Annotated in this window: 12 protein-coding genes; 11 read left to right on the top strand and 1 reads right to left on the bottom strand. The window is 46.3% G+C overall.

All coding sequences use genetic code 11. The annotated features are described in order from the left end of the window. The first annotated feature begins 38 nt into the window (after nt 1-38). Nucleotides 39-176 (top strand): hypothetical protein, encoded by a 138-nt coding sequence (locus tag EKM76_RS13385; protein ID WP_164507569.1) that lies wholly within the window; start codon nt 39-41, stop codon nt 174-176. 296 nt (nt 177-472) lie between these two features. Continuing rightward, a complete protein-coding gene (locus tag EKM76_RS03105) occupies nt 473-877 on the top strand; it encodes an iron-sulfur cluster biosynthesis family protein (RefSeq protein WP_125549214.1) in 405 nt (134 codons plus the stop codon). A 67-nt stretch (nt 878-944) separates the two neighbouring features. On the opposite strand, the gene EKM76_RS03100 is transcribed toward EKM76_RS03105, so the two are convergent. Then, on the bottom strand, nt 945-1,286 hold the full coding sequence (locus EKM76_RS03100) for a metal-sulfur cluster assembly factor (protein WP_125549213.1): 342 nt from the start codon (nt 1,284-1,286) through the stop codon (nt 945-947). Nucleotides 1,287-1,558: 272 nt separating this feature from the next. Here EKM76_RS03100 and ilvD point away from each other — a divergent pair, with 272 nt between their 5' ends. The 9 genes from ilvD (at nt 1,559) to EKM76_RS03055 (ending at nt 16,613) form a co-directional block, all read left to right on the top strand. Beyond that, on the top strand, nt 1,559-3,262 hold the full coding sequence (gene ilvD, locus EKM76_RS03095) for a dihydroxy-acid dehydratase (RefSeq protein ID WP_125549211.1): 1,704 nt from the start codon (nt 1,559-1,561) through the stop codon (nt 3,260-3,262). A 269-nt stretch (nt 3,263-3,531) separates the two neighbouring features. Continuing rightward, the gene (locus EKM76_RS03090) at nt 3,532-5,790 is read left to right on the top strand and encodes a heavy metal translocating P-type ATPase (protein WP_125549210.1); all 2,259 of its coding nucleotides are present in this window, start codon (nt 3,532-3,534) and stop codon (nt 5,788-5,790) included. After that, the gene (locus EKM76_RS03085) at nt 5,787-5,975 is read left to right on the top strand and encodes a heavy-metal-associated domain-containing protein (protein ID WP_125549209.1); all 189 of its coding nucleotides are present in this window, start codon (nt 5,787-5,789) and stop codon (nt 5,973-5,975) included. Before EKM76_RS03090 ends, EKM76_RS03085 begins: the two co-directional genes overlap by 4 nt. Before the next feature lie 421 nt (nt 5,976-6,396). Further along, nucleotides 6,397-9,069 carry a leucine-rich repeat protein gene (locus EKM76_RS03080; protein ID WP_125549208.1) on the top strand — a complete coding sequence of 891 codons (2,673 nt, stop codon included), beginning with the start codon at nt 6,397-6,399 and terminating at the stop codon, nt 9,067-9,069. Nucleotides 9,070-9,159: 90 nt separating this feature from the next. Continuing rightward, on the top strand, nt 9,160-9,585 hold the full coding sequence (locus EKM76_RS03075) for a methylglyoxal synthase (protein ID WP_125549207.1): 426 nt from the start codon (nt 9,160-9,162) through the stop codon (nt 9,583-9,585). A 564-nt stretch (nt 9,586-10,149) separates the two neighbouring features. Next, nucleotides 10,150-10,692 (top strand): KxYKxGKxW signal peptide domain-containing protein, encoded by a 543-nt coding sequence (locus EKM76_RS03070; protein WP_125549206.1) that lies wholly within the window; start codon nt 10,150-10,152, stop codon nt 10,690-10,692. Beyond that, nucleotides 10,622-14,134, top strand: coding sequence for an LPXTG cell wall anchor domain-containing protein (locus EKM76_RS03065; RefSeq protein WP_164507568.1), 3,513 nt, complete (start codon nt 10,622-10,624; stop codon nt 14,132-14,134). The genes EKM76_RS03070 and EKM76_RS03065 overlap by 71 nt, the downstream gene beginning before the upstream one ends. A gap of 107 nt (nt 14,135-14,241) precedes the next feature. Beyond that, nucleotides 14,242-15,759 (top strand): glycosyltransferase, encoded by a 1,518-nt coding sequence (locus EKM76_RS03060; RefSeq protein WP_164507567.1) that lies wholly within the window; start codon nt 14,242-14,244, stop codon nt 15,757-15,759. Continuing rightward, nucleotides 15,759-16,613 carry a hypothetical protein gene (locus tag EKM76_RS03055; protein ID WP_125549203.1) on the top strand — a complete coding sequence of 285 codons (855 nt, stop codon included), beginning with the start codon at nt 15,759-15,761 and terminating at the stop codon, nt 16,611-16,613. Before EKM76_RS03060 ends, EKM76_RS03055 begins: the two co-directional genes overlap by 1 nt. Nucleotides 16,614-16,700 lie beyond the last annotated feature (87 nt).

Here is a 16,700-nt window from a genome sequence, read left to right as displayed (position 1 = left end):
AACAGGATTAAGATAACTTGAATGGAGTTGGTGAGCACATGAATAAATATCAAATCAGCACCCTAGTCTCATTGTTGCTGGCGGCAGCCGGCGCGACAATTTTAACGGCTGAAGTCAAACGACACCAAGCGGCCCATTATCTTTTAGTACCAGCAGCGCTGAAAGCTAAAATCTGACTAGATGATGAAGCGGTGAAAAGAGCATTCCTAACCGGAGTGCTTTTTTTGTCTGCAAAAATGGTTGGCGTCATTGCTGCGTATTAACGTTGCGTCTGATCGTGTCGAAATTATTCATGTTTTTCATACTGCATAAGATATCGAAAATAAAATAAGCGGACCGAAGTTTAAATTTTATGAGCAAATAGGTTGTGCACAATCTATTTATGGCGTAAAGTAGTTCTTGTAGCAAGGCAACGATTAAAACAGTGTGGTTCAGCCGAATTACTTAAATTTAAAAAAGGTGGTCATTAATAATGAAAATCAATATTAAAGCTGCAGCAAGCGACTATTTAGCTAATAAAGAACTTAGCGGCAAACATGTCTTTTTGGCGCTAGATGATGGCTCAAATAAATTTTCCACATTAGGGGGCTCATGTGCGATCGGCAACAAGTTCCAACTGGTCATCGCCGACCAAGCCGATCCTGATTACGACTTAGTGTTGGATAATAACGCTGGTTTGACGCTGACCACCGCTGAACCAGAAACCACGTTTTTAAGCAATGGCTTGGCCTTGGATTATCAAAACGCGATGTTGAAATTAACCGATGATAGTGGCATTTTAGACGGTGCAGTCACGATCGCGCCAATTGCCGTTCCCACGCAGAATCAACAGGCTTTAAAAGCAGAAATGGCCGCTCTTGGTAGCAAGATCTGCTAGTAAATAACGCAAAAAAGGCGTCACACCAAAGTAAATACTTGGTGTGACGCCTTTTTGTTGGTCTGTTTTAACGCACGCTGATACCTAACGCCATCCGCCCCAGTCGGCTGATGCGGGTCATTTTCCAGCGTGGTGTCCAAGCGATGTCGACGACGACTTCGTTAATGTCAGGCAATTTGCTTAGCGCGGCTTTAAGATCGACCGGCATTGATTCAATACAACCACACACCATTTCTGTGAAAGTGGTGATAACTTTCAAAGTGCCGTTCTCATCTAGATCCAATTCATAGATCAAGCCTAAATTATAAACATCTAAACCGAGTTCAGGGTCAAAAACAGTTTGCAACTTGTCGATCAGTTGGTCGCCGATTGCCGCTGCCCGGTCATTTATTTTAATATCCTCACGCATTATATTCAATCCTCTCCACTAACTAAGCTGGCGCAAGTACGCCGCTTATTTGAAATTATATCGTAAATGTATTTTTACATGGATCCAACTTTTTTTCAAGTCTAATATTAAATTTTAATAAGTAAATTCCCTAATTTAATGATTTTTGTATTGGAATAAGATTAGTAAAGTTGTAAAATGTTTACCAAAGTAAAGAAAATACTTGAGCGACCATCAGTTGATCAGACTGTGGATCGATTTATATGTAGTAATAGTAGAGGGGAGCGTTTCAAATGGCTGATGAACAACCACGCAAAGATCTAAGAATTAGAAGTCACGTATACGATGGCATGGTCCGCGCACCTAATCGTGGGCTGATGCGCGCAACGGGGATGAAGGATGCTGATTTTAAAAAGCCGATCGTCGGCGTTATCAGTGCTTGGGCGGAAAATACGCCCTGCAACTTGCACTTAGAAGAATTAGGCAAAACGGCCAAAAAAGGGGTAGCGGCCGCTGGTGGCTGGCCAGTCCAATTTGGCACGATCACGGTTTCCGATGGGATCTCCATGGGCACGCCGGGGATGCGCTTCTCACTGCCATCCCGTGACGTGATCGCTGACTCCGTGGAAACGGCGATCAGCGGTCATAACTGTGACGCTTTTGTGGCGATCGGTGGCTGTGATAAAAATATGCCCGGCTGCATGATCGCCATCGCCAACACCGCCATTCCATCAATTTTCGTTTATGGCGGCACGATTGCCCCTGGTAAATTGGATGGCAAGGACATTGACTTAGTGTCGATTTTTGAAGCGGTTGGGCAATGGAACCATAAAGATATTTCCGCCGAAGAAGTTCGCCGGATCGAATGTAACGCCTGCCCTGGCCCTGGCGGCTGCGGTGGAATGTACACCGCCAACACCATGGCGTCGGCGATCGAAGCGATGGGCATGAGTTTGCCTGGCTCAGCCTCACATCCCGCGACTAACGAGTTGAAGTCGCGCGACGTTGAAGAAGCCGGCAAAGCCGTACTGAATTTACTGGCCAAAGGCATCTACCCCAAGGATATCATGACCCGCGACGCCTTTGAAAATGCGATCACCGTGGTCATGGCCTTAGGCGGCTCGACTAATTCCGTGCTGCATTTATTAGCGATGGCCCACGCCGCTAACGTTGACTTGACCATCGATGATTTTAATAAATTTCAGGAAAAAGTACCGCATATCGCTGACCTAAAGCCTAGTGGCCAATACGTTTTCCAGGATCTATACGAAGCTGGTGGCGTCGAAGCGGTCATGAAATACTTATTCCAAAATGGCTATATTCACGGTGATTGCTTGACGGTCACCGGTAAAACCGTCGCTGAAAACTTAGCCACAGCACCTGATCTCACACCTGGTCAAAAAGTTATCATGCCGTTGGCTCATCCTAAACGCCCTGATGGCCCATTATTGATCCTGCACGGTAATTTAGCTCCCGAAGGCGCGGTAGCCAAGGTTTCTGGCGTTAAATCACGGCGCCACGTTGGTCCCGCTAAGGTCTTTAATAACGAAGAAGACGCGGTGACCGCCGTATTGGCTGATGAAGTCGTTGACGGCGACGTGATCGTGATCCGTTTCCAAGGACCAAAAGGTGGCCCCGGCATGCCGGAAATGTTGTCCCTATCCGGTATTTTAGTCGGTAAAGGGCAAGGCGAATCCGTTGCTTTGCTGACGGACGGTCGTTTTTCCGGCGGCACCCACGGTTTTGTCGTCGGTCATATTGCACCGGAAGCCCAAGATGGCGGTCCTGTTGCTTATTTGCATACCGGCGACACCATCATTATCGACCAAGACACCAAGGAAGTCACGATGGACGTTTCCGCAGCCGAATTAGCCAAACGGAAAGCCGCCACCACGATCCCACCATTGTATACTCGTGGCGTGCTCGGCAAATACGCGCATTTAGTGTCCAGCTCGGCGAAAGGCGCCGTTACTGATTTCTGGCGTAAAGACGAGTAAGAATAGTTAGCAGAAACCGTACATCAAAATTGACGTACGGTTTTTTAGTCCCACTTTTAAGCTCAGGGTTTTGCCTAACTTATAAATTTGTTCTAAATAACCGTTGACAAATGTAATCGACGTGCTAAGATTAACTTATCGATTACAGATGTAAACAGTAATTAACGCCAGTGAATCATAACTGATCAGTGATTGGTTGCCGGTGTTGAACCGATAGAACGGAGGCTTTACGATGGAACAAATATTGTGGAGTGAGCGGGGTGTAGCGGATGGCTGCTGAACAATTTAAGATCGACGGCATGGTCTGTGCCAGTTGCGCGCAAACCATCGAGCACGCCGTTAGCAAGTTACCCGGCGTTAGCGTGGCCAACGTGAACTTAGCCGCCGAACGCATGCGTGTCGAGTTTGCCGACCAAGCCTTGGCACCGGCAGAAGTGATCCAGGCCGTGGTCAACGCCGGCTATGGCGCTGAACTCGCTCAGGAACTGACTCAGGAAAATGTCGCCGCCGAGCGTGACGAAAAGGTCGTTCAACTGACCCAACAACGTAACGCAATGATCGGCGCGTTGATCGGCGCCGCGGTGCTGATGTACGTGGCGATGGCCGGCGATCTACATTTACCGACCTTTAATTGGCTGAACCCAATGATGGCACCGCAGACTGCGTCGATCGCCGAAATGATTTTGGCGCTGCCCGTGCTGTGGTTAGGCCGCGATTACTTGCTAAAAGGTGCAAAAACCTTATTCAAAGGTCACCCCAACATGGATTCGCTGGTCTTCGTCGGCACCGGCACCGCCTTTTTGTACAGCGTGGTCAACACCGTGCTGATCTGGACGACGCAGACCCACCAACCACTGTACTTCGAAGCCAGCGCCACGATTTTAGCGTTGATCATGCTGGGCAAATATTTTGAAGCCTTGTCCAAACAAAAAACCACCACGTCGATGACCGCGTTACTGACTTTGGTGCCGAAAATGGCGGACCGCGTCAATCCTGATGGTGCCGTTCAGTCAGTGCCCGTCAACAAGTTACAAGTGGGTGACACGCTTTTGGTCAAATCGGGCCAAACGATCCCAGTTGATGGCACGGTCAAATCAGGCCAAACCACCGTCGACGAATCAATGCTGACCGGCGAAAGCTTGCCGATCACTAAAGTTAATGGCGACCGCGTGATCGGCGGCAGCACTAACAAGAATGGCCAAATTACTTATCAAGCCACCCATGTCGGTAGTGACACTGCTTTGGCCCACATCGTCAAATTAGTGTCTGACGCCCAAGGTTCGAAAGCGCCAATCGCGCGTTTGGCCGACAAAATCTCCGGCGTTTTTGTACCGGTGATCATGGCGATTGCCTTAGTCGGTGGCGTCGCTTGGCTGCTGAGCGGGCAAAGCCTAGCTTTCTCGCTGACGATTTTCGTTTCTGTCCTCGTGATCGCTTGTCCCTGTGCGCTAGGCTTAGCCACACCAACGGCGATCATGGTGGGCACTGGCTTAGGCGCCAAGCACGGCGTTTTATTCAAAAACGGCGCCGCACTGGAACAATTAGCACAATTGGACACCGTGGTTTTGGACAAAACCGGGACCATCACCCAAGGCCAACCACAAGTCACGGATGTATTGACCACTGGCGACCGCGCGGAAGTGTTGCAGTTAGCGGCTAGTTTGGAATATTACTCCGATCATCCGCTGGCCAGCGCCGTGATCGAAGCGAATGACAGCCAACGCCAAAGTGTGACTGATTTTACCACCTTGCCTGGTCTTGGCGTCACGGGGACGATCAATGGTGTCACCGTCGCGTTAGGCAATGCTAAATTGATGCAACAACAAACTAGCGGTGAGAATGCTTTGTTTGCTCAAGCTGCTAGCTTGAGTACTGCCGGTAAAACCTTGATCTACGTGGCACAAGCTGGCACCGTTATCGGTGTGCTCGGCGTGACCGACCCAATCAAAACTGATTCACCAGCAGCAATTAAACGACTACAACAACTTGGTTTGAACGTGGTCATGTTAACTGGCGATAACCGGCCAACCGCGGAAGCAATCGCCACCCAAGCTGGTATTCAGCAAGTCATTAGTGATGTGCTGCCCGCCGGTAAAGCTGACGCAATCAAGTCGCTGCAGCAACAAGGGCACAAAGTTGCGATGGTCGGCGATGGCATCAATGACGCGCCAGCACTCGTTCAAGCTGAAATTGGCGTCGCCATCGGTAATGGAACCGATGTGGCAGTGGATTCCGCCGACGTGATCTTAATGAACTCCGATCTAAGTTCATTGGTCACCGCCCGCCAACTTAGCCACAAAACCATGATCAACATCAAGGAAAACCTATTTTGGGCGTTTTTCTACAACGTGCTGGGTATTCCAGTGGCGCTAGGTCTGCTATACTTATTTGGTGGACCGCTGCTCAACCCAATGATCGCCGCTGGTGCCATGGGCTTCAGCTCGGTCACCGTGGTGTTAAACGCACTACGCTTGAACCGTTTCAAAATCAAACCACTAACACAATCTGAAGGGAAGTTATTAGAATGAAAAAAGTGACAGTAACCGGAATGAAGTGCCAAGGCTGCGTTGATACCGTTACCGAAAAATTAAGTAGCGTTGTCAGCAACGTGAAAGTTGACCTAGATAGCAATTCAGCAACCTTTGATGGCAATGCCAGCGTAAGCGACTTAAACGCAGCACTAGCGGATACGTCATACAACATCGCTGAATAAATAGAGTTACGGGACATGTCTAGCTTAGTGCTAGGCATGTTTTTTTGTGTTTTGATAACTTTTTAAGATAATTAATATTATGAATTACGATATTACTGCTGCTTGTGGCTATAATTAATTGGCAAAAATTAAACTAATTGGTATCAATTAGCGATAATTTTTAATCAAGTTAGCTGAGAAAAATAAGTCAACACACACTTATTTTTTATTAGTATCCTGTAGTATTGCGCTTTGTAGCATCTGTAGTTTGTTTGCTTATGAATTTGCCATGTTTATCTAATCAAATTTATATTATCAATAGTTAACAATAATGCCACTAGACTTATTCGTTAAATTAATTACTTTTATTATAAAAAAGTGATGCAAATTTAAAATGATAACGTTATAATTAAGATGAATTAGTAATAAAGGGGGCTTTTCTGTGAATAAATATAGTGAACGTAAAGTTAGATTTAAAATGTACAAAGCCGGCAAACTTTGGCTTGTGGCCGGCGTCGCGGCGGTATCGTGGGGCATGATGACGCAATCTGTTCAGGCCGCCGATACTGATACGGCAGCACCAACCGCCACGGTCAGCACTGAGAATCAGACTAGCCAAGCCGCTACTGCAGTAACTATTGGTGCTACCACGGACACCGCAGTTACCACTACATCAGGTAACGATGCCGCGGCTACGGATACGCCAGCCGCGGCAACTAGCGACACTACAGCTCAAGTTGCCGGAACAACTGATCAGACACCTGCTAGCGCTAGCGCCGACTCAAGCAACGCTGCTGCCGATACTGTTAATGCTACAACGCAGACACCAGCAACACAGGCTGCACAGTTCAGCACAACAACAGTTGGAAATGAAACCGATTCCGCTACGACGGACAATGCCACGTCTAATAGCGATGTAGCGCAATCATCAAACAAAAATGCCACAACTGAATCAGAATCAACAGCGCCGACTGCTTCTGCAGCAACAACGCCGAAAACGCCAACCGCGACTACGCCCGCAAATTCAGCCGCGCGGTCAGCAGTGGTACCAACGGCAGACACTGATTTTACTTACACGACTAACGCGGATGGCACACTGACGATCACCGGTTATACCGGTACAGAGACTGCGCTGACCATCCCATCAACGATCGATGGGCAAACAGTGACGGCAATCGGGGTAGGCGCTTTTTATAATAATGCAACTAAGTTAACCAGTGTTGTGATTCCAGATAGTGTTTTAACAATTGGAGAAAAAGCTTTTTCAGGTCAAACATTAACTTCTTTAACGTTAGGCAATGGGGTTACAACAATTGGTAACAGTGCTTTTGATAAAAACGAATTAACCAGTCTTGTGATTCCAGATAGCGTCATTACCATTGAAGATTCAGCTTTTAACCAAAATAAATTAGTTAGTGTAAAGCTCTCTAGTAATTTACGGATAATTGGCAACGGTGCTTTTAATATGAACGAATTGACTAGTATCGACTTTCCGGATTCACTTGAGTCGATCGACGATTTTGCGTTTCGCTTCAATCAGTTAGCAGGTGTTATCAATATTCCGGATAAGGTGACAACGATTGGTGCAGAAGTGTTTATGGGTAATCATTTAACGGGCGTCAATTTGAATAATGTGACGTCGATTGGTGAACGTGCTTTTCAAGATAATCTAATTAGTTCGCTAAAACTATCAGATAAGATAGAAAGTATTGACCACGGTGCGTTTGCGCAAAATCATTTAAGCGAGATTAAAGTAAATGGAACACCAACGATTGGTGATGCCGCATTTGCCTATAATTATATTAAAAATCTAGATACAACAGTACCAACTTATAATAATGACCAATATGTCGGTTCGGTTACTATTCCGGTTGATAGTAATGAGATAAACATTGCCGACATAGTTCAGGTAGAACTAGCTGGTAAGGGGCTTACTGGAAATGTGAGTTTTGTTGCGGATAATGGTGTCACCGTATCTGCTGATGGTACAAAATTCATTTTACCAGAGAATGCTAAAAAAAATTCTGGCTTCGTTTTTAACATTGTTTTTACCGATGCGGATGGAAATATAGTATTACAAAGAGCATTTATGGTTAATTTGGTACAATTAGCGGCTCATAATTCAACAGTTTATGCCAAGGATGGCGCTACGTGGAATCCGGCTGATAATTTTGATTATGCATGGAGAGGTGCATGGGAAACTGGAACAGACGGTAGCCTTGTAGACAATGTTGGCAATATTGATTTGAGTAAAGTTACCGTGACCGGTGATAAAGTTGATCTGACTAAACCGGGCGAATATCAAGTGACTTATGAATATCAAGATTCACAAACCAATGCTCCAGCAAAGAAAACCATCACGGTCACGGTCAAAGCCGATCAATCCACCGTCACAGCCAAGGACAGTACGTTGGGTGTTGGTGATGAATGGACTGCAGAAGATAGCTTTACTGGTGCAACGGACAAAGACGGTCAGCCAGTTAGTTTCGACAAAGTAACAGTCGGTGGCGACACCGTTGATACCAGTAAGGCTGGCATTTACAAGGTAACGTACAGCTATGGCGGTAAAACCACCACGGCAACGATCACGATCAAAGCCGATCAAAGTCAATTAACGGTTCACGACGTATCGGCAACGGTTGGTGACGCGCATGCCGCGGCAGCTGATTTTATCACTAAGGCCACCGATAAAGATGGCGCCGATATCAGCGGGCAGGTCAAGGCTGATTTTAGCAAGGTCGATTGGACCAAGGCCGGCGACTATTTAGTCACGTTGACGGTTGACGGTAAAACGCAGACGGCGTATTTACATTTAGCTGCTGCGACGATCATACCAGAACAGCCTGAAACACCAGCGACACCAGAAACGCCAACGACAACGACGCCGGGTCAAGATACGGCGGTCAAAGTTGTCCCAACCGCGACACCAACGCAGATCGGCACACAAAATAGCACGATCCGCTTTGATGCTGCACAAGCGCAAACTAACTCAAGCCAATTGCCACAAACCGGCGAGTCCGAGAATATCGGCTTGCTGTGGCTCGGTGCATTTAGCCTATTGGGCGCTGGTCTCGGTTTGGCCCACAAGAAACATGACGATAACCAAGAAGCTTAATTGAACGTGAAAGCATCCGCTGACCGGGTGCTTTCTTTTTTTGGTATAATGTCAGTAACCGCTTAACTAATTGAAAAGGAGCACGCTTAAATGAAAATAGCATTGATTGCGCATGATGAAAAGAAACCCGAAATGGCCCGTTTTGCTGCGGCTTATCGCGAAATTTTGCGCGGTAATGAATTATTTGCCACTGGCCACACCGGAAAAGTGGTCGCCGACGCAACTGACTTACCGGTGCAGCGCTTTAACTCAGGTCCGCTAGGCGGTGACCAAGAAATTGGCGCGTTGATCGCTAAAAATCAGATGGACTTGGTGATTTTCTTTCGCGATCCACTAACCTCGCAGCCCCACGAGCCGGATGTCAACGCCCTGATCCGCTTAGCCGACGTGTACAACACACCGTTGGCGACAAATATTGGGACCGCCGAAGTGTTACTGCGTGGCTTAGGTGCCGGCTTCATCGATTTCCGCAAGCTAGTTAATGGTGATGAAACACAGCACGAACAATACGAATAGTACAGTTCAATCTAAAATCGTAATCAGAAATGGTTACGATTTTTTATTTTGAGCTAAATTTATCGATTTAAAGAGTCCGTTATTATAAATTAATATTTTTTATAATTGCACTATTTACGCTAATAAATTAAAGTTTTTTAATAAAACAATATTAGATTTTTAATCAAAGTAATAATAATACTGATAAAAAGTCAAATATTGATAATGCCATTATTAGTGGATGACATCCAAACATAAAAAATTCATAATACCACCAAACAATATACATATTTATAAAATATGAATAATTAATGACGAATATAACCGCTTGCTTTGCGTAATATCACTCATTAAAATATAATATCCATTTTAGTCGTCAAATCGAGGTTGATATATAAGCAGTTTCATGTATATTTTCAAAATAAAATCATTTATTCATAATTAAGAAAGAAAAGATGGCATTTTTAAACTGAATAATCATTTACAATAAAAAACATAATAAGCAAATAAATATATTTAAAATTCCCAAGCTGATACTTCTGTTTTTTAATTGACGCCATAAACGAAATAAGAAGGAGATTGAATATGAGACGAATAGGTAAAAATAATTTAGTACAGAAAATGGAACGTAAAGGGCTACATTATCGGATGCGCAAAAGTGGTAAGAAATGGATCTTCAATATGCTTTATGGTTTGGCCATCGGCGGGGCAACAATTGGCTTTGTTGCGACCACGCAAGTCAGCGCAGCAACTGCAACTGATGCTGAGACCACAGTCGTAGCGGCTGACTCAGATGCCGGGGGTACCGCTGATGTGTCGGCTGCAGATTTGGATCAAGACAGTGATGGTCTAAATAGTAGTGAAGAAGCTGCGGCTGGCACCGACGTCACCAAGGCCGACACTGATGGCGATGGTTTAAATGATAAAGAAGAACTGACGGCAGGCACCAATGCTAACCAAGCTGATACCGACAGCGATGGTGTTGCTGATGGGACTGATGCCAATCCACTAAGTGCCGACGGTGTGGCTAATTCAGCCGCCGACTCAGCAACAGTCAGTGCCGCCACTAGTACGGCCAGCGCTGCTGCAGCCCCCGCAGCACAAAAAAGTGGCCACAAGCGCCGCTAGTGCTAGAGCTCAGTCACAATTAACGATTCATTACTATTACATTGATGAAAATGGCAAGTGGACGATGATTGGTAACATTAGCGGGGACAACATATTTGGTAATGCAGGAGAAAATGCTACTGCGCAAATTCCATTGCCGACGATCAGTGGTTATGAATTTACTGCATATACTGATGGGCCACAACATGGTAATGATCCAATCAATATTGCAAATGTTGTTTTTCCTGATAGTGTTGGCGATGTTTGGATATTATATGGTAAGCCTGGACAAGAATCAGCAATCCCAGATGATCCCGATAGTGACGGTTTGTCGAATTCGGAAGAAAATGGTCTGGGTACTGACCCAACGAATTCCGATACCGATAGCGATGGTCAAAATGATGGTGATGATCTTAATCCATTAGTTCCTGATGATACGGATCCCGATTCCGACGGTCTGAATAGTGAAGAAGAAGCGGCCGCTGGGACGGAGCCAGATAATCCGGATACGGATAGCGACGGCATTAATGATTCTGACGATATTAGACCAACAGATCCAAACGTATCTGATAATACCGATGATCTTGATTCCGATGGCCTAGATAGCGAAGGCGAAGCAGCAGCGGGTACGGAACCGGATAATTCAGACACTGATGGTGATGGCATCACCGATTCTGATGATATTAGACCGACAGATCCAAACGTATCTGATAATACCGATGATCTTGATTCCGATGGCCTAGATAGCGAAGGCGAAGCAGCAGCGGGTACGGAACCGGATAATTCAGACACTGATGGTGATGATATCAACGATTCTGACGATATTAGACCAACAGATCCAAACGTATCTGATAATACCGATGACCTTGATTCCGATGGTCTAGATAGCGAAGGTGAAGCTGCCGCCGGTACGGAACCAGATAATCCAGATACGGATAGCGATGGCATCAACGATTCTGATGATGTGAAGCCAACCGATCCTGATATTTCTGACGATAAGGACGATCCAGATTCAGACGGTTTAACTAGCGAAGAAGAAGTGGAAGCTGGTACGGACCCGGATAATTCGGATACGGACGATGATGGCATCAATGATTCTGATGATGTGAATCCAACGGACCCGGATATTTCTGATGATAAGGACGATCCAGATTCAGACGGTTTGACTTCAGAAGAAGAAGTGGAAGCCGGTACTGACCCAGATGATCCAGATACGGATAGTGATGGCATCAATGATTCTGATGATGTGAATCCAACGGACCCGGATATTTCTGATGATAAAGACGATCCAGATTCAGACGGTTTGACTTCAGAAGAAGAAGTGGAAGCCGGTACTGACCCAGATGATCCAGATACGGATAGTGATGGCATCAATGATTCTGATGATGTGAATCCAATCGATCCTGACATTTCTGATGATAAGGACGATCCAGATTCCGACGGTTTGACTTCAGAGGAAGAAGCGGAAGCAGGCACCGACCCAGATGATCCAGATACGGATAGTGATGGCATCAATGATTCTGATGATGTGAATCCAACCGATCCTGATATTTCTGATGATAAGGACGATCCAGATTCTGACGGTTTAACTAGTGAAGAAGAAGTGGAAGCTGGTACGGAACCGGATAATTCTGACACGGATGGTGATGGTATCAACGATTCTGATGATGTGAATCCAACCGATCCTGATATTTCTGATGATAAGGACGATCCAGATTCTGACGGTTTAACTAGTGAAGAAGAAGTGGAAGCTGGTACGGAACCGGATAATTCTGACACGGATGGTGATGGTATCAACGATTCTGATGATGTGAATCCAACCGATCCTGATATTTCTGATGATAAGGACGATCCAGATTCTGATGGTTTAACTAGTGAAGAAGAAGAAGAAGCGGGTACTAACCCAGATAATCCAGATACGGATAGCGATGGTGTTACCGATTCTGACGATGTAGACCCATTGGATCCAACAATTTCCGATGATAAAGATGACCCAGATTCAGATGGGTTGACTAGTGAAGAAGAATCAGAAGCGGGTACGGAACCAGATAATCCAGATACGGATAGCGATGGCATCAATGATTCTGATGATGTCAACCCAACCGACCCAGATATTTCCGATGATAAGGACGATCCGGATTCCGACGGTTTAACTAGTGAAGAAGAAGTGGAAGCTGGTACGGAGCCCGATAATTCGGACACGGATGGTGATGGTATCGACGATTCCGATGATGTGAATCCAACGGACCCAGACATTTCCGATGATAAGGACGATCCAGATTCAGATGGATTGACTAGTGAAGAAGAATCAGAAGCCGGCACCGACCCCGACATTTCTGACACAGACGGCGATGGTGTTACCGATTCTGACGATGTAGACCCATTGGATCCAACGATTTCCGATGATAAAGATGACCCGGATTCAGATGGGTTGACTAGTGAAGAAGAATCAGAAACGGGTACTGACCCGGATAATTCTGACACAGACGGTGATGGTATCAACGATTCCGATGATGTGAATCCAACTGACCCAGATATTTCCGATGATAAGGACGATCCAGATTCTGATGGTTTAACTAGTGAAGAAGAAGAAGAAGCGGGTACCGACCCAGATAATTCGGATACGGATAGTGATGGCATCAATGATTCTGATGATGTGAATCCAACCGACCCAGATATTTCTGATGATAAGGACGATCCAGATTCAGATGGGTTGACCAGCGAAGAAGAAGAGGCAGCCGGTACCGATCCAGATAACTCCGACACGGATGGTGATGGTGTTAACGATTCTGACGACATTAAGCCAACTGATCCTGATATTTCTGACGGCTCGGATGATCCCGATTCAGACGGTTTATCGAATTCAGAAGAAACTGATAACGGCACTGACCCGGATAATTCAGATACTGATGGCGATGGCGTTACCGATTCCGAGGACGCGAACCCAACTGACCCAGATATTTCTGATAGCAGTGATGATCCAGATTCCGATGGTTTAACTTCAGACGAAGAAATAGCCGCTGGCACTGACCCAGAAAATTCAGATACCGATGGTGACGGTGTCAATGATTCTGACGATGTAGCGCCAACGGATCCAACGATTTCTGACAGCAATGATGATCCTGATTCCGATGGCTTGAACGCCACTGAAGAGGCCGCTAAAGGCACTGATCCTAACAACTGGGACACGGATGGTGATGGCATCAATGATTCCGATGATGCAAATCCAACTGGTCTCAGTACCGGGAGCGCTGGCCTGACGACGGCAGCTCCAACTAATGCGACCACTGGCACCGCGCAAACAGCACTCAGCGGAACAAATGCGGCGACTAACCGTCATGGCCAATTGCCACAAACCGGCGAAGCAACTAATTCAACTTTAGGTATCGTTGGCTTAATGGCGACCTTAGCTGGACTGTTCGGCATAGCTGGCATCCGCCGGAAAAAGCGTGACGAGGAGTAAGCAATCAATTTCTAGCAAAAAGAAAGCGCAAAATCGATCATGGTTTTACGCTTTTTTGCTACAGAGACAGTATAATAGTAGATAAAGATATGAATAGGAGCAAGCTAATGTTTTATTTCGTCAATCAAAATGTGCCCAAACGTGTAACCGGTATTGAAAGCGCTCAACTAAAGCGACTATACATGCTGAAGCGGCACGCCACGCCGGCTAAACTGGTGACGGTGGCCTATGATCCCAGTTACGCGCAAAATGTGGTCACTTACCACTTAGAACCAACTGACGTCACCAACATGTTTGACTATCTTTGTGATATCAAACTGCAATTGCCGCAACCGCTGCTGTTGTCCCAGCTTAGTTTTCCTGGAGCGACCCAGCGCGGCGTTAATTACTACGATGCCCAGCAGCGATTAATGGTCAAAGTAGCGCTGCATCCTACTGGCGGCGTGCGCCAAGTCAATTATTATGGTAAAAACAAACAGACCGTTCAGGCAGAATTTTACGATGTGCGCGGCTTTAGATCCAGTCTCGCGCTATATGATCAGCAGTTACACATGACCCAGCGTTTATTTTTTGATCAGCAAGGCCAGACACGCCTGGTTTTCTTTTATCGCAAAGGGATACAGGGCAAACAAGTGGTGCGGGCGATCCAATATTACGCTGCGGATGGTCGTTGGCGTCATTTTGCTGATGAAACGCAGTTGCAACGCTATTTTCTCGATCAATTAAATCAAACGACGCCGACGAATATTTTCATCGCGGATCGGACGGCACGGGTCGGTTGGGCGATCGCGGCGATGCGGACTAAGGCGTTTAAGCTAGTGCATATTCATAGTGTCCACGTTAACCGTAATGACCAGCCGCAAAGCGATGATTTCAACTCGAATTACCGTTTTGCTTTTAAAAATTTACAGTTGTGGAACGGCATGATTGCCAGCACCCAAGCGCAAGTCGCGGATCTGCGGCAAAAGTTCCCCCAGACTAATGTTTATCGCGCATCAGTCAGCATCATCCCTAAATCTGTGCTACAGCGTGATCCAGTGGCGCTACCGCAACGGGATCGTTTTAAATTAATTGCTGTCGCCCGCTTAAATCCAGAAAAACGGCTCGATCAAGTGGTACGGATCTTCGGCTTGATCCATGATCAATTACCGCAAGCGACGCTGGATATTTGGGGCTTTGTCGTCGATAAAAAAATGGCCGCACAACTTGATCAGCAAATTAAGGCGCTACATCTAGAGGACGTGGTTCAGCTAAAAGGCTATGCCACTGACATGACGGCGATTTACGATCACGCCCAAGGCTTGCTGATCACCAGCCGCTATGAGGGTACCGCGCTAGTCATCGCCGAAGCATTAGCCCACGGCGTGCCGGTGATCGCCTATGATTTTCATTATGGACCGCGGGAATTTATTAACGACGGTGAAAATGGCATTATTGTCCCAGTCGATGATGCCGCTGCGGCCGCGGATAGGACGGTTGCCATGTTAGCGCATGATGACCAATGGCAGCAAATGAGTCAGGCGGCGTACCGACTGAGTTGGCGCTCTAGCGAAGACGAAGTATTTAAGTCTTGGCAAACCATCGCCACCGCCGCACAAACTTTTTATCAAGGGGGCGACCGGTAATGGATTATTTTTTAAACGGCATTTTAAGTACCGAAAATACCGCGATCGAGCAAAATATGTTGCGCCGCTTGGCCTTATTTCCGCAGTTGGACCGTAGCGCTAAGATTGTGCTATGCGCCTATTCGGCTAACAGCGCGGCTTATGTGCAGCAACAGCAGTTAAGTAGCCAAGTTATCAGCTGTTTTGACTGGCTACAAGAAGCCGCCGACTATCGTGGTAAAGCACTGCGGCGCGATGACCTTACTTTATTAGACAATTATCAACGCAGTAATGTGAAGGACGGTTATTTATACTTAGCGGGGACACATTTATTAGCGCGCGGCCAGGTCAATCGGCATGGCGAGATCACGCGGGTCACGTACTATGATGCCGCTGAAAAGCAACTGGAGATCGATCAGTACGACAGTCGTGGCTTCTTATCACGTCAGCAATTTTTTGATGAGCAACAACGATTAGTCGGCGTGCATTATCTGAATCCGGCAGGTCAGCTTTGTTTGGCGGTCAGTTACGTTGAAAAAAAGCCGGTGCTCTACCGGTTAGTCCGCCGCCAGCAGTTATTTACCAGCCAAAAAGACTTGCTGCAGTATTGTCTAAGTCAACTATTACCGGCCGCAGAAGTGGTGGTGGCTGAACGGCGTGAATACGATTCCCTGCTAGCGGCGATCGAGTGTCAGTTACGGGTCGTCCGTTTGTATAATGCCGCTTATCAAGGGGATGAAGCTGTCGCTGATTTATTTTTAGCTCGCCGGTCAGCACAATTGACCAACGAGAAGACCATTTTGCTTGATGAATATGCGCAACATACTGATTTAAAAGCGCAGTGGCAACAAATTATCACAAAAAACATAAATTAATCTAAACCTTGACTGATTTTCTTGCTATGATAGAGATAGTAACTGGATATCGTTACTATAATTTATTCTTATGATAGGCCAGCGATA

This window comes from Loigolactobacillus zhaoyuanensis (assembly GCF_003946385.1).
GTDB lineage: Bacteria > Bacillota > Bacilli > Lactobacillales > Lactobacillaceae > Loigolactobacillus > Loigolactobacillus zhaoyuanensis.
The sequence above is the reverse complement of the archived record's forward strand: the minus strand, read 5'-3'. Positions and strand labels throughout refer to the sequence as shown.

Coding starts and splice junctions, on each gene's coding strand:
- EKM76_RS03060 (WP_164507567.1), top strand. CDS start 14,242: ATGTTTTATTTCGTCAATCAAAATGTGCCCAAACGTGTAACCGGTATT.
- EKM76_RS03090 (WP_125549210.1), top strand. CDS start 3,532: ATGGCTGCTGAACAATTTAAGATCGACGGCATGGTCTGTGCCAGTTGC.
- ilvD (WP_125549211.1), top strand. CDS start 1,559: ATGGCTGATGAACAACCACGCAAAGATCTAAGAATTAGAAGTCACGTA.
- EKM76_RS03075 (WP_125549207.1), top strand. CDS start 9,160: ATGAAAATAGCATTGATTGCGCATGATGAAAAGAAACCCGAAATGGCC.
- EKM76_RS03070 (WP_125549206.1), top strand. CDS start 10,150: ATGAGACGAATAGGTAAAAATAATTTAGTACAGAAAATGGAACGTAAA.
- EKM76_RS13385 (WP_164507569.1), top strand. CDS start 39: ATGAATAAATATCAAATCAGCACCCTAGTCTCATTGTTGCTGGCGGCA.
- EKM76_RS03085 (WP_125549209.1), top strand. CDS start 5,787: ATGAAAAAAGTGACAGTAACCGGAATGAAGTGCCAAGGCTGCGTTGAT.
- EKM76_RS03055 (WP_125549203.1), top strand. CDS start 15,759: ATGGATTATTTTTTAAACGGCATTTTAAGTACCGAAAATACCGCGATC.
- EKM76_RS03100 (WP_125549213.1), bottom strand. CDS start 1,286: ATGCGTGAGGATATTAAAATAAATGACCGGGCAGCGGCAATCGGCGAC.
- EKM76_RS03105 (WP_125549214.1), top strand. CDS start 473: ATGAAAATCAATATTAAAGCTGCAGCAAGCGACTATTTAGCTAATAAA.